Genomic DNA, 13329 nt, shown 5'->3' on the forward strand with positions numbered 1-13329 from the left:
AAACCAGCGGAAGATTGTCGCGCCCGCGTACCGCCGGGTACAGTCGCCGCACTGCTCTGGCAGCCCCTGTTGTCGAGGCGAAAGAGAAGTTGGTGAACGACCGTCACCCGTCGGGGACCATGACCCCGGCTCCGGCTTCCGACGCCTCCCACGCGCACTACGCACCGTACGGAGCACCGGAAGTCCCGTACGACGACTCCACCACGTACGGCGGTTACGACGCCAGCGGTTTCCCGGTGGGCGAGGCGGCCTACGCCGCCGATCCGCACCTCGGCGGTTATCCGGCCGGCGTCCAGACCACGGGCGCGTACGACACCACGCACTGGCAGACCGGCGACGGCGGGCACATCCTGGGCGACCCCTACGCGGCCCAGCAGCACACCGGCTACGACACGGGCGCCTACGAGACCGCCGCCTGGACCGTCCCCGCGCAGGGCACCCACGAGGACACCGGCGCCTGGGACCCCAACTCCTGGTCCCAGCACGGGCAGCAGCCCGCCCCCGACCTCGCCCAGCAGTGGGAATGGGGCACCCAGACCCTCGACACCGGCGCCTACGACGCCACCCAGTGGAACACCGACGGCACGGCCCCCGAGCACCAGCGCGCCGAGGAGCCGTTCGACGAGCAGGCGACGGCCACCTTCGACCAGGTGATCCACGACCCGTACGGGGACGACGCCGCCCACGCCGAGTACGCGGACCATCAGTACGGCGAACCCCTCGACGCGGCGGACGAGCCGGCCCCCGCGGGCGAGTTCCCCGCCGAGCCGGTCCTCCTGGACGACCAGGAGGAGGTCACCCCCGTACCGCGCCCCGGCTCCCGTGCCGCGGCCCGCTCCCGGCGCCGCTCGCCGGCCAAGCGCTCCGCGCTGCTGACCGTGGCCGTGCCCTCGGCCTGTGTGATGGGCGTGGCCGGGATCGCCGCCGCCTCGGTCGGTGACCTGACCGGTGACACCCAGGAGGCCGCCGCCTCCGCGGCCGACGCCCCCACCGTGAAGCCGTCCGTCGCCAACAGCAAGCTCGACACCCAGCTGCGGACCCTGTCCGCCGGGGCCGACGACTTCACCGACCGGGTGAGCCGGACCCAGGAGCGCATCGACCTGCGGGCGCAGCAGGCGCTGGAGAAGAAGAAGGCCGCCGCCGCGGCCGCGCTCAAGGAGAGACTGCGGCCCAAGTTCGCCATCCCCGTGATGCAGAAGGGCCTCAGCGCGGGGTTCGGCCAGGCGGGTGTGAACTGGATGTCCGTCCACACCGGGATCGACTTCCCCGTGTCCTACGGCACCACCGTGATGGCCGCCACCGACGGCGTCGTCACCACCAAGTTCAACACCGCCTACGGCAACATGCTGGTCCTGACGGCGAAGGACGGCACGGAGACCTGGTACTGCCACCTCTCCAGCTACCGCGTCCCCTCGGGCACCAGCGTCAAGGCCGGCCAGCCGATCGCCTACTCCGGCAACTCCGGCAACTCCACCGGCCCGCACCTGCACTTCGAGGTCCGCCCGGCCGGCGGCGGGGCGGTCGACCCCCTGCCGTGGCTGCGCAGCCACGGCCTGGACCCGACCTGATCCCGCCGCCCTGACCTGACCGGGCCCCGCCCTTCCGGCGGGGCCCGCGTCGTCTGTCTACAGCTTCTCCACCGGCGCGTACCGCAGCAGCAGCCGCTTGGAGTTGCCGGCCCCGAAGTCGATCGTGGCCTGTGCCTTGTCGCCCTCGCCGGCCACCGCGACCACCGTGCCGAGACCGAACTGGTCATGGGTGACCCGGTCCCCGATCGCCAGCGACACCACCGGCTTGTCACCGGTACGGCGGGTGGCGAACCCGGACGCGCCGGCCGCGGACGAGCGGGACCGCGACGAGGACAGGGTGGACGCGACCGAGGAGGCGGCCTTGCCGAACGCGGGCGCGGCGGACGCACCGGTCCGCTTCCACTCGAGGTGGGCGGCCGGGATCTCCTCCAGGAACCGGGAGGGCGGGTTGTACGACGGCTGGCCCCAGGCGCTGCGCAGCGAGGCGCGGGTGAGGTAGAGCCGCTCCCTCGCGCGCGTGATGCCGACGTAGGCCAGGCGCCGCTCCTCCTCCAGCTCCTTGGTCTGGCTGAGGGCGCGCATGTGCGGGAAGACGCCGTCCTCCATGCCGGTGAGGAAGACCACCGGGAACTCCAGGCCCTTGGCGGTGTGCAGGGTCATCAGCGTGATGACGCCGTCGCCGTCCTCCTCGTCGGGGATCTGGTCGGAGTCGGCGACGAGCGCGACCCGCTCCAGGAACTCCGCGAGCGTGCCCTGCTCGCCGTCCTCGCGCTCCTGCTCGAACTCCAGCGCCACGGCAGCGAGTTCCTGGAGGTTCTCGATCCGGGTCTCGTCCTGCGGGTCGGTGGACGCCTGCAACTCGGCCAGATAACCGGTGCGTTCGAGGACCGCCTCCAGCACGGTGGCCGGTCCGGCGCCGGACTCGACGACGGTGCGCAGGTCGTCCATCAGCGCGTTGAACCGCTTGACCGCATTGGTGGAGCGGCTGGCCATGCCGTACGCCTCGTCCACCCGCTTCAGCGCCTGCGGGAAGCTGATCCTCTCGCGCTGGGCGAGGGCGTCGACCATCGCCTCGGCGCGCTCCCCGATGCCCCGCTTGGGCACGTTGAGGATGCGGCGCATCGGCACCGAGTCCTCGGGGTTGGCCAGCACGCGCAGGTAGGCCAGGACGTCCCGGACCTCCTTGCGCTCGTAGAAGCGCACACCGCCGACGACCTTGTACGGCAGGCCGACGCGGATGAAGATCTCCTCGAACACACGGGACTGGGCGTTGGTGCGGTAGAACACCGCCACGTCCCCGGCCTTGGCGTCGCCCGCGTCGGTGAGACGGTCTATCTCGTCGGCGACGAACTGGGCCTCGTCGTGCTCGTTGTCCGCGACGTAGCCGATGATGCCCGCGCCCTGGCCCGCGTTGGTCCACAGGTTCTTGGGGCGGCGGGACTCGTTGCGCTCGATGACCGCGTTGGCGGCGGTCAGGATGGTCTGCGTGGAGCGGTAGTTCTGCTCCAGCAGGATCGTCGTCGCGTCGGGGTAGTCCTCCTCGAACTGGAGGATGTTGCGGATGGTCGCGCCCCGGAAGGCGTAGATCGACTGGTCCGCGTCACCCACGACGCACAGCTCGGCGGGCGGGAGGTCGTACTCGGTGGGCGGTACGTCCTCCGCGTGCGCCCCGGTGCCGACCAGCTCGCGGACCAGCGCGTACTGCGCGTGGTTGGTGTCCTGGTACTCGTCGACCATGACGTGCCGGAAGCGGCGGCGGTAGTGCTCGGCCACGTCGGGGAAGGCGCGCAGCAGGTTGACCGTGGTCATGATCAGGTCGTCGAAGTCGAGCGCGTTGGCCTCGCGCAGCCGCGACTGGTAGAGCGCGTACGCCTGGGCGAGGGTCTTCTCGAACCCGTCGGTCGCCTGGGCGGCGAAGTCCTCCTCGTCGATCAGCTCGTTCTTGAGGTTGCTGATCTTGGCGCTGAAGGACTTGGGCGGGTAGCGCTTGGGGTCGAGGTCCAGGTCGCGGCAGACCAGGGCCATCAGGCGCTTGCTGTCGGCCGCGTCGTAGATCGAGAAGGACGAGGTGAAGCCCAGCTTCTTCGACTCGCGGCGCAGGATGCGGACGCAGGCACTGTGGAAGGTCATGACCCACATCGCGCCCGCGCGGGGGCCGACGAGCTGCTCGACCCGCTCCTTCATCTCGCCCGCGGCCTTGTTGGTGAAGGTGATCGCCAGGATCTGGCCGGGGTGCACATGGCGCTCGGCGAGGAGATGGGCGATGCGGTGGGTCAGCACCCGCGTCTTGCCGGAACCGGCGCCGGCGACGATGAGCAGCGGGGAGCCGGCGTGGACGACGGCCGCGCGCTGGTTGTCGTTCAGCCCCTCCAGCAGGGCCGCCGCGTCGACCGGCGGCCGCGGGGCGCCGTCGCGGTAGTGGGTGTCCCGGTCCGGGGGCAGGTCGAACTCCCCCCCGAACAGGTCGTCCGGGACCGGCTCCGGAGCGTGCTCGTCCTCGGGCGGCGCGGACTCCTCCTCGGGCCCGCGCGGGGGCTGGAGGTTCGCCAGGAAGCTGTCGTCAAAGAGGCTGCTCATCGCTCTACGAGTCTAGGGCGCCCCGCCGACAAGCGGTCCCGGTCCCGGGAACCCGCCCGGATCGCGCGAGGGGACGATCTCCGCGCACCGGGACGTACGGGCGTCCTACCGGCCCCGGTCCTCTGTTCGAGCCCCCGCGCGCGTGGGGTCCCCGCCAGGGACGCACCGCTCCCCAGGGAGTGTCTTCCCGATCTTCGCGGGCCCGCACCCCTGGCACGGCACCTCGCCGCACGGCCGGACCGCCCGAGTACGTCCAGTACGCGGACGACCCGGCCGCACGCCGAGGCACCGCACCAGACGCCGCGGGCTGATCCACGAAGATCGGGAAGACACCCCCTAGCATCGGGGACATGTCGGGCATCTCGGGTGTGCGTACGTGGGTGGCGGAGCGTCCTCCGGCGGCCGGAGCCGCCGTCATGGCGACCGCCGTCGTCTCCATCGGCCTGCGGCTGGCGGGCGTCGAGGTGGTGTCCCGGATCTTCCTGGCGGCGGCCTGCCTCGCCTGGCTGACCCTCGCCGCCGCCTTCGCGCTGCGGCTCACCGGGCAGCGGGGACGCTGGGCCGAGGAGGCGCGGGACCCGGCCGCGCTCACGGCGGTGGCGGCGACGGCGGTGCTCGGCACCCGGATCTCGCTCCTCGGCCTCCAGCCCCTGGCCGGCGCCCTGCTGGCCCTGGCGGCGCTCCTCTGGCCGGTCCTCCTCGTGGCCGTCCTGCGCAACTGGGGGCAGCGCATGCCGGGCACGGTGTTCATGTGTTGCGTGGCCACACAGGCGATCGCGGTACTGGCGGCCACGCTGGCCGGTGCCGTGGCGACGGCCTGGCTCGCGCACACCGCCCTGGTGCTGTTCTGGCTGGGCCTGCTGCTCTACGCCCTCACCCTGCCCCGGTTCGACACCCGGCAGGTGCTCGAGGGGCCGGGCGACCACTGGATCGCCGGCGGCGCGCTGTCGATCTCGGCGCTGGCCGGGGCCCGGCTGATCTCCGCCGACAGCGCGCGGCTGTACCTGTGGAACAGGGACGACAGCGAGGTCCTGCGCCAGGTGAGCGCGATCCTGCTCGCGCTGGACCTCGCCTGCTACGCCGTCCTGCTGCTGGCCGAGCTGGCCCGGCCCCGGCCGCGCTACGGGCTGCTGCGGTGGGCGACGGTGTTCTCGATGGGGATGACGGCGGCGGCGACCCTCGCGGTCGGGGCCGCCCTGGGCGTGACGTGGCTGAGCGGGCCGGGGAAGGTGCTGGTGTGGGTGGCGGTCGCGGTGTGGGCGGCCGCCGCGGTGGGCGCGGTGCTCGCGGCGCGCGCCGGGAACCGCGGCGTCCGGGAGGCGGGGACGGCGGACGTCACGTCCACAGCACGGCGATGAAGACGTTCGCCGTGGTCAGCGCGCCGACCAGCCCGAACATGCCCTTGTCGACCGTCTCCTCGTCGCGCTTCACGTAGACCAGCGCGAGGATCACGATCAGCAGCGCCAGCTTGATGCCGATCTTGATGTTGTTGACGTGATGGCCGTTCGCCTCGTCGAGGCCGACCAGGATCACGCCGGTGACCAGCATGGTGATCGCGCCGTGCAGCATGGCGGGCACGAAGCGGGCCGTACCCCGGCCCATCGCCTTCATCTGGGTGAGGAAGCCGCCGAGCAGCGCGGCGATGCCGATGATGTGCAGGCCGACGAAGACATGGATGAGTACGGTCATGGGACCCGAGCCTAGTTCGGTACGGGCGGCCCGACCGGCACCGGGCCCGCGTCGCCCGCACGGCACGGGCTGATCTCACCCGCTCGTGGCCATAGCACCCCCTGACTCCCCCGGGCCCCTTGTTCCCCTCTTCGATCAGCCGCCGCGGGAACGCGACTCCGCCGGCCCGGCTTTCCGGTCGGACCCGGTCACCGACCGGTCCACAGGGGACACTTCCGTACACGCGTTACCAACCTGTCACCATTCGGCCTAGCGTCCTCCCCCAGGTGACCGGCTCCCCACAAGCCGCCCGGACCATGGGCGGCAGCCGGACATCACCGCCGAGGACCGTCCGTCGGCCGCCGTCTCCCCTGTGCGGACGGCCGTCGGACACCGGCCCCTCAGGGGCAGGCGTTCTCGGCCGCACGAGTCCCATGGAAGGACGTGACGGTCCAGGTGGCAGCCCACCGAAAGCCCCGAGCGCGTTCGCTCGGCGGCAACACGGCCCGCACGGCCGCCACCCTCGCCCTGGCGGGCGCGGCCACCACGACGGTCTTCGACGCGACGGGACATGCCGAGCCCCGGCCCGGCGCGGCCCAGGTCAAGAGCCAAGTGGACCGGCTGTACCGGGAGGCGGAAGCCGCCACCGAGAGATACAACGGCGCGCGCGAGAAGGCGGACGCCGCCCAGCACCGGCTGAACGCGCTGCGCGACGAGACCGCCCGCAAGCAGGCCGGGCTCGACAAGGCGCGCGGCGCCCTGGGGTCCTTCGCCGCCGCGCAGTACCGCGACGGCGCGATCGCCCCGAGCTGGCAGCTCGCACTCTCCAGCAGCCCCGACCGCTACCTGGACGGCGCGGCCTTCGCCGAACGGGCCGGCGACCGACGGGCCCGGCAGGTGGCCCGGGTACGCGCCCAGCTCCGGGAGATCGAGCAACTGCGCGGCGCGGCCCGCGTCGAGGCCAGGTCGCTGAGGTCGCGGCAGACGGAACTCGCGCGGCACAAGAACACCGTCACCGCGAAACTCGCGCAGGCGCGGCGGCTGCTCGAACGGCTCACCCCGACCGAACGCGCCGAGGTCACCGACCGCGCCACGGCCGCCCAGGCCCGCGCCACCCGCTCCGGCACCAGCACTGGCACCGGCGGCCGCTCGGCACCGGTACCGGCGGCCCCCGCCACGCCGTCCCCGCCTCGCGCCACCGCGCCCGGCTCCCGCGCCTCCACGGCCGTCGCCTACGCCTACCGCAAGCTCGGCAGCCCCTACGTCTGGGGCGCGACCGGCCCGAACGCCTTCGACTGCTCGGGGCTGATCCAGGCCGCCTACCGCTCCGCGGGCATCTCGCTGCCCCGCACCACCTACGCCCAGATCAACGCGGGCCGGCGCGTCTCCCGCTCCCAGCTCCGCCCCGGTGACCTGGTCTTCTTCTACTCCGGCATCAGCCATGTCGGCATCTACGTCGGCAACGGCCGCATGATCCACGCCCCCAACCCCTCGGCGCCGGTCCGCGTGGCGCCCATCGACCAGATGCCGTTCGCGGGAGCCACCCGGGTGGCGTGAGAGACCGTGAGAGACGGGGCCCGGCTCCAGGGGCGCCGCCCGGAGCCGTCCGCGTCAGACCAGGCGGCGGGCCGTCGCCCAGCGGGTCAGCTCGTGCCGGTTGGAGAGCTGGAGCTTGCGCAGCACCGCCGAGACATGGGACTCGACCGTCTTCACCGAGATGAAGAGCTGCTTGCCGATCTCCTTGTAGGCGTAGCCCCGGGCGATCAGACGCAGCACCTCCCGCTCGCGCTGGGTGAGCCGGTCCAGGTCCTCGTCGACCGGCGGGGCGTCGGTGGACGCGAACGCGTCCAGCACGAACCCGGCCAGCCGCGGCGAGAAGACGGCGTCGCCCTCCTGCACCCGGAAGATCGAGTCGATCAGGTCGGACCCGGTGATGGTCTTGGTGACATAGCCGCGCGCGCCGCCCCGGATCACCCCGATCACGTCCTCCGCGGCGTCGGAGACGGACAGCGCGAGGAAGCGCACGGGACGCTCCGGGTCCGCCATCAGCGCCGCGCTGCGCCGGAGCACCTCGACCCCGCCGCCGCCGGGCAGGTGGACGTCGAGGAGGACCACCTCGGGGCGGGCCGTGGCGATGACCGAGACCGCCTGGTCGACATCCGCGGCCTCGCCGACCACCTCCACCCCGGTCCGGGCGGTCTGCCCGATCTCCGCCCGCACCCCGGTGCGGAACATGCGGTGGTCGTCGACGAGCACCACACGCACCTGACGCCCCGCCGTACCCTCCGCCGCCCCGGCCCCCGTCGTGCCGTTCGCCTCGGTCGCGTCGCTCATGCCGTCTTCTCCGCCCTCTCCATCTCCAGCTCGACTTCCGTGCCGCCGTCCGGCACCGGACGCAGCCGGGCCGTGCCGCCGTTGCGCTCCATACGCCCGATGATCGACTCCCTGACCCCCATGCGGTCCGCGGGTATGGAGTCGAGGTCGAAACCCGGCCCCCGGTCGCGGACGGACACGAAGACCGTACGCCCCTCGACTTCGGCGTAGACCTGCACGGCACCGCCCTCGCCACCGTACTTGGCGGCGTTCACCATCGCTTCGCGCGCGGCCTGCATCTGCGCGCTCGTCCGGTCGTCCAGCGGGCAGTCGCCCACCACCACGACCTCTATGGGCACCCCGTGCTTGTCCTCCACCTCGGCCGCGTTGCGCCGCACCGCCTCCGCGACGGTGTCCGGCTCGTCGGCCTCGTCCTTGCCGGTGCCCTCCGGCTTGTACAGCCAGGTGCGCAGGTCCCGCTCCTGCGCCCGGGCCAGCCGGCGCACCTCGCCCGCGTTGTCGGCGTTGCGCTGGATCAGGGTGAGGGTGTGCAGCACCGAGTCGTGGACGTGGGCGGCGACCTCGGCCCGCTCCTGGGCGCGGATGCGCATCAGGCGTTCCTCGGACAGGTCCTGGGTCACGCGGACGAGATAGGGACCCGCGAGCAGGGTGATGCCGACGAGGACGGCGAGCGCGGCCTCCAGGACCGCGCCCAGGTGCACCGCGGAGACCTGCATGACGAAGATGGCGGAGACCCCGGCCGTGACCAGCAGCACGCCCACGCCCGCCCTGAGGAGGGTCAGCGTGCGCCGGCGGCCGCCCACCTCGACCCAGCGGGCCCGGCGGGCGTTGTCCGCCTGACGCCACACCAGGGCGACGCCCGCCGCGACGAGCACGGCCGGCACCAGGTACGCCTTGGCCGTGTTGGTCAGGTTGACGCTGCCCAGGAAGACGATGGACACGATGACCATGAGGAGCAGCGCGACCATCTGCCCCTTGTCCGGCTTGCGCGCCACCAGTCTCCGGCGCCCGTCCGGCGAGGTCTCGGTGCCGACCAGCGAGGACGGCTTGTGGTCGCCCACACCGCCGACGCCGAGCGGGACGAAGAACCAGAAGGAGGCGTACAGCAGCGCGCCGAGGCCGTTCGCCATGAACAGGCCGACGAAGGCGAGCCGGACCCACACCACGGGCAGCCCGAGATGCCCGGCGAGGCCCCGCGCCACTCCGCCCAGCCAGCGGCCGTCACCGCTGCGGTAGAGCTTGCGCGGCGGCCGCGGGTCTTCGAGGGGGAGTGCTGCGGCTTCCGGCATGCCAACGATGGTCACACGGCGCCGGGTGCCGGGGCATCAGGGTCGTCCCCCGAGACTCCCCTGATCTTCCCCGGGGTCTTCGAACATCCCCCGGTCCGGTCTCAGGGGCGATTTCAGGGTTCAGCCAGGGTCGGCCCGGCTGCCCACACGGCTCCCGGCCCGTCACCATGGACACATGACGGATCACGAGCACGCCGCGACGGGTCCGGGACCCGGCTCCGGCCCGCGCCCGGCCTCGGGCACCGGGCCGCCGGATGCCGCGTCCGCCGCGGCGGACGGGCAGGGGGCCGGCACCGCCGAGGCCCCGCGCCGCCTCCGGCGCGACCGGCGGCACAAGATGATCGCGGGCGTGTGCGCGGGCCTCGGGCGGCACACGGACATGGACCCGGTGATCTTCCGCATCACCCTGGCCGTGCTGGCCGCGACCGGCGGCATCGGCCTGATCTTCTACGGCTTCGCCTGGCTCTTCGTGCCGTACGACGACGAGGAGGAGAACGAGGTACGCAAGCTGCTCACCGGCCGGGTCGACGGGCAGGCGCTGGCCGCCGTCCTGTTCGCCCTGATCGGCTGCGGCGTCGTCCTGACCACCCTGCGCAACGGCGGGGTGCTGACCTTCGCGGTGGTGCTCTCCCTGCTGCTGGCCGGGGCCGGGTACTGGTCGCGGCACCGGGCGGCGGCCGACCCCGACCCCGAACCGGGCGACCGGCCGAAATCCCCCAGGGGCCACCCCATAGCCGCGCAGGCGGCCGCCGACGCCCCGCCGGAGACCAAGGCGCCGCCGATCAGCCACGGCGCCCCCTCCTGGTGGCGGGACCCGATCGTCAAGGACGGCACCCATGTGGGCGGCACCGGGTACTTCTGGGGCCCCGGCGACGACTACAGCGACCATGTGGCGACCTACCCGGCCCTCGACGTGGGCATCCAGCTCCCCTGGCCCCACTCCCTCGCCGGACGGACCCCGCGCGTGGAGCGCCCCCGGCGCCGGGGCGCCCGCTGGATCAGCGGCTGGGTGTTCCTGCTCGCCCTGCTGGCGGGCTTCCTGGGCGGCAGCCGCACCTGGGAGACCCGGCCGCTGGCCACCAGCCTGCAGACCGGGCTGGCCTGTGCCCTCGTGGTGTTCGGACTGGGGATAGCCGTCAGCGCCTTCCTGGGCCGGACGGGCGGCGGCTCGGCCTTCCTCGCCCTGGTCACGGCGCTGCTGCTGGCCGGAAGTGCCGCGCTGCCCGGCGATGTCACCTCCCACTGGCACAACACCGCGTGGCGGCCGGCCACCGCGGCGGACCTCCGCCCGGTGTACGAACTGGGGTCCGGCTCCGCCACCCTCGACCTGACCGCACTGCACCTGACCGGGGATCAGACGATGGCCACCAGAGCGGGACTCGGAGCGGGGCGGCTGCGAGTGGTCGTCCCGGCGGACGCGACCGCGGTGCTGAGCATCGACGTGGGCGTGGGCGACATCCGGCTGCCCGGCGACGACCCGAGGAACGTGGACGTACGGCCGGGCCGCCACGAGACGGCGAACCTGGTCCCGGACAAGGGGACCCGGAAGGCGGGCGTGCTGCGGATCGACCTGCACGTGGGCGTCGGACAGGTGGAGGTGACCCGTGCTGCGTCATGAGTTCCAGCCCGGACGGCTGGTCGGCGGAATCTCCCTCACCGCCGCGGGCGGCCTCTACCTGGGGGACCTGCGCGGCCTGTGGGACATCCCCTGGTTCACCGCGATCCCCCTGGCCGTCGGCGGCCTGATCCTGGCCGGGGTGACGACCGCCGTGACCCGCGCCGCGCGCAGACGGAACGCCACGGAGGACGAGAAGGTCTGAGCACAGCGCGTCCGGAGAGGGGCGTGCCCGGGAGACCGGGCGCCTGCCGACCCTGCCTAGCGGTAGCCGCCCGACCTGCGCCGGCGGCGGTCGCGGAGGAAGGCGTCGGCGGAGAGGTAGGGGGTCCCGGCGAGGACGAGGGGGAGCCAGGCCATCAGATAGGCGAGGTCGTTGCCGTAGTAGTACGGACTGGAGGCCCAGCTCACGGTCAGCCAGAGGCTCAGCGAGATCAGCGCGCCGCCGAGGGCGGCCAGCCGGCCGAGGAGTCCGATCAGGATGCCGATGCCCACCGCCAGCTCGCCCAGCGCGATGGCGTAGCCGAAGCCGACGGGGCTCTTCAGCGCCAGGTCGACGAGGGCGGGGATGGCGGAGGAGTCCCGGACCGCGCGCATCGTGTCGCCGAGCGAACCGGCGCCGCCCGCCTTCATGAAGGCGCTGTCGGTGAGCTTGTCCAGGCCCGCGTAGACGAAGGTGACGCCGAGGAAGATCCGCAGTGGGAGGAGGGCGTAACGGCCGGCGGTCGTCCGCCAGTCACGGCCCCCGTCGAGATGGGAGGTGTGCGTGTCCGTACGCATACCGTGAGTCATCACTGAAAGCCGCCTCTCGCCCGCCGTGCCGGACCCCTCACCCGACGATACGTATGACGCGGGGGGCCGGTTCAATCCTCTCCCGGAGGTTTTTCCGGTTATCGGTGCAGCGTACGGGGGCGTCCAGCGGTCACCGGGGTCAGTCCGCCACCTCGATCGGGCAGCGGTTGGTGGCCAGTCCGGCCGCCGTCACCACCTGCACCTCCACCGTGCCGGGCTCCACCTCGACCGGTACCGGGACGGTGAGCACGGTGTCGGTGGGATTGCGGAACCCCCCGGCGACCGGGACCAGCGGCACATGGACGTCGACCGCGCCGATGCGGACGACCATGCGGGCGAGGCGGTCGGCGCCCTGGGCGCCGGGCGGGACGAAGCCGGTGCCCCGGATCTCGATGTCGTCCCCGGTCCGGATCGGCCCGTCCAGGTCCCCGGGCTCACGGGCCCGCACCACGGAGAGGACCACCGGGCGGCCGCCCTCGGCGTACTTGCCCGCCAGATAGGTCGCCGCCGAGATCAGCACCAGCACCGCCAGCCCCCAGGGCAGGTCGGGGAGCTGGTCGGGACGGCGGCCCAGCCGGACGGCGGCGAAGACCAGCGCGACGGCGCTGACCACGACGTACTGGATGTCGGTGAAGGCGCCCCGGCCCGCGTCGTCGGTGAGCAGGTCGGCGGCGCGCGGCCGGTGCGCCGGGACCTTCTGGAGCCGCTGGCCGAGCACGCGCAGCCCGACCACCCGCCGCACCACGACGGCGATGCCGCACAGCACGGCGAGGACGGTCATCACGCCCGCGCCGCGCGCGAGGTCGAGCCCGGCGATGAGGGCGTCGCGCTCGGCGGGGTCCGAGGCGGCCGCCAGGCGGCCGGCCAGCACCAGGACGGCGTAGGCGACGAAGAGCACCCAGCAGGCGGCGACCGTGCGGGAGGTCGACATCCGGTTGTCCTCGCCGATCATCGGGGCCAGCGCCCCGCCGCGCGCCCGGTGGAAGAAGCCGGCCAGGGTCAGCGCGCCCGCGACGGCCACCGCGGCGAGCAGTCCGGCCGTACGGGCGCTGCTCCAGCCCGCGCCGATCGCGGTGAGGGCCTGGGCGAGCAGGAGCACGACCACGGCGCCCCAGGCCAGGACCGCCGTACGCGACCACAGTCCGGCCAGCCACGCCTCGCCCTCGGCGCGGCCCCCGTCGGCGACCGCCTCGGCCCGCTGGGCGAGTTCGGCGGAGATCCACTGGCGGGACGCCGAGGCCGAGTGGGCCACGGCCGGGGGCAGCCCGCGTCCGGCGGCGAACTCGTCGCGGCCGTGCCGGAAGGCCGCCAGGGCCCGGCGGTGTCCCTCGCGCGCGCCGTGCGGGCAGTCCCCGCACGCGCAGCCGCCTGTGTGCACTCCCGCGCCCTCTGCCGCGGCGCCCCGCCTCGCCTCCTGCACCGCCACGACCGACGCCCGCCTTCCCCACTGGCTCAAGGCATGGCCGTCGTCACCCACAGTGCGTACGTCGGCCGCGCAACTCCCCTTTGACAAAAGCGAATTGTG

At 73.3% G+C, this 13329-nt stretch carries 11 protein-coding genes; 5 read left to right on the forward strand and 6 right to left on the reverse strand.

The features are described 5' to 3' along the window. Positions 1–92 precede the first annotated feature (92 nt). The gene (locus ABZ898_RS16850; protein ID WP_361658677.1) at positions 93–1568 is read left to right on the forward strand and encodes a peptidoglycan DD-metalloendopeptidase family protein; all 1476 of its coding nucleotides are present in this window, start codon (positions 93–95) and stop codon (positions 1566–1568) included. A 57-nt stretch (positions 1569–1625) separates the two neighbouring features. Here ABZ898_RS16850 and pcrA read toward each other — a convergent pair whose 3' ends face one another. Beyond that, a complete protein-coding gene (gene pcrA / locus ABZ898_RS16855; RefSeq protein WP_361658679.1) occupies positions 1626–4106 on the reverse strand; it encodes a DNA helicase PcrA in 2481 nt (826 codons plus the stop codon). A gap of 350 nt (positions 4107–4456) precedes the next feature. Between pcrA and ABZ898_RS16860 the strand changes: the two genes are divergently transcribed. After that, on the forward strand, positions 4457–5464 hold the full coding sequence (locus ABZ898_RS16860) for a hypothetical protein (protein ID WP_361658682.1): 1008 nt from the start codon (positions 4457–4459) through the stop codon (positions 5462–5464). Here ABZ898_RS16860 and ABZ898_RS16865 read toward each other — a convergent pair. Further along, positions 5442–5795 (reverse strand): hypothetical protein, encoded by a 354-nt coding sequence (locus tag ABZ898_RS16865; RefSeq protein ID WP_361658685.1) that lies wholly within the window; start codon positions 5793–5795, stop codon positions 5442–5444. The genes ABZ898_RS16860 and ABZ898_RS16865 overlap by 23 nt on opposite strands. Positions 5796–6230: 435 nt before the next feature. On the opposite strand from ABZ898_RS16865, the gene ABZ898_RS16870 reads away from it, so the two are divergent. Then, positions 6231–7331, forward strand: a complete 1101-nt coding sequence (locus ABZ898_RS16870) for a C40 family peptidase (protein WP_361658688.1) — start codon at positions 6231–6233, stop codon at positions 7329–7331. Positions 7332–7385: 54 nt separating this feature from the next. Here the strand turns inward: ABZ898_RS16870 and ABZ898_RS16875 are convergent, their stop codons facing one another. Then, positions 7386–8108, reverse strand: coding sequence for a response regulator transcription factor (locus tag ABZ898_RS16875; RefSeq protein ID WP_361658691.1), 723 nt, complete (start codon positions 8106–8108; stop codon positions 7386–7388). After that, positions 8105–9397, reverse strand: coding sequence for a PspC domain-containing protein (locus tag ABZ898_RS16880; protein WP_361658694.1), 1293 nt, complete (start codon positions 9395–9397; stop codon positions 8105–8107). The genes ABZ898_RS16875 and ABZ898_RS16880 overlap by 4 nt, the downstream gene beginning before the upstream one ends. Before the next feature lie 175 nt (positions 9398–9572). Between ABZ898_RS16880 and ABZ898_RS16885 the strand changes: the two genes are divergently transcribed. Together ABZ898_RS16885 and ABZ898_RS16890 are read left to right on the forward strand one after the other, a co-directional pair. Next, positions 9573–11015: a PspC domain-containing protein gene (locus tag ABZ898_RS16885; protein WP_361658697.1), complete on the forward strand. Its 1443-nt coding sequence runs from the start codon at positions 9573–9575 to the stop codon at positions 11013–11015. Then, on the forward strand, positions 11002–11217 hold the full coding sequence (locus ABZ898_RS16890) for a hypothetical protein (RefSeq protein WP_361658700.1): 216 nt from the start codon (positions 11002–11004) through the stop codon (positions 11215–11217). The genes ABZ898_RS16885 and ABZ898_RS16890 overlap by 14 nt, the downstream gene beginning before the upstream one ends. 56 nt (positions 11218–11273) lie before the next feature. Here ABZ898_RS16890 and ABZ898_RS16895 read toward each other — a convergent pair whose 3' ends face one another. Both ABZ898_RS16895 and ABZ898_RS16900 read right to left on the reverse strand, forming a co-directional pair. Then, positions 11274–11804 (reverse strand): DoxX family protein, encoded by a 531-nt coding sequence (locus tag ABZ898_RS16895; protein ID WP_361658703.1) that lies wholly within the window; start codon positions 11802–11804, stop codon positions 11274–11276. A 139-nt stretch (positions 11805–11943) separates the two neighbouring features. Next, positions 11944–13230: a hypothetical protein gene (locus tag ABZ898_RS16900; protein ID WP_361658706.1), complete on the reverse strand. Its 1287-nt coding sequence runs from the start codon at positions 13228–13230 to the stop codon at positions 11944–11946. Positions 13231–13329 lie beyond the last annotated feature (99 nt).

This window comes from Streptomyces sp. NPDC046860 (genome assembly GCF_040645115.1).
Taxonomy (GTDB): Bacteria; Actinomycetota; Actinomycetes; order Streptomycetales; family Streptomycetaceae; genus Streptomyces.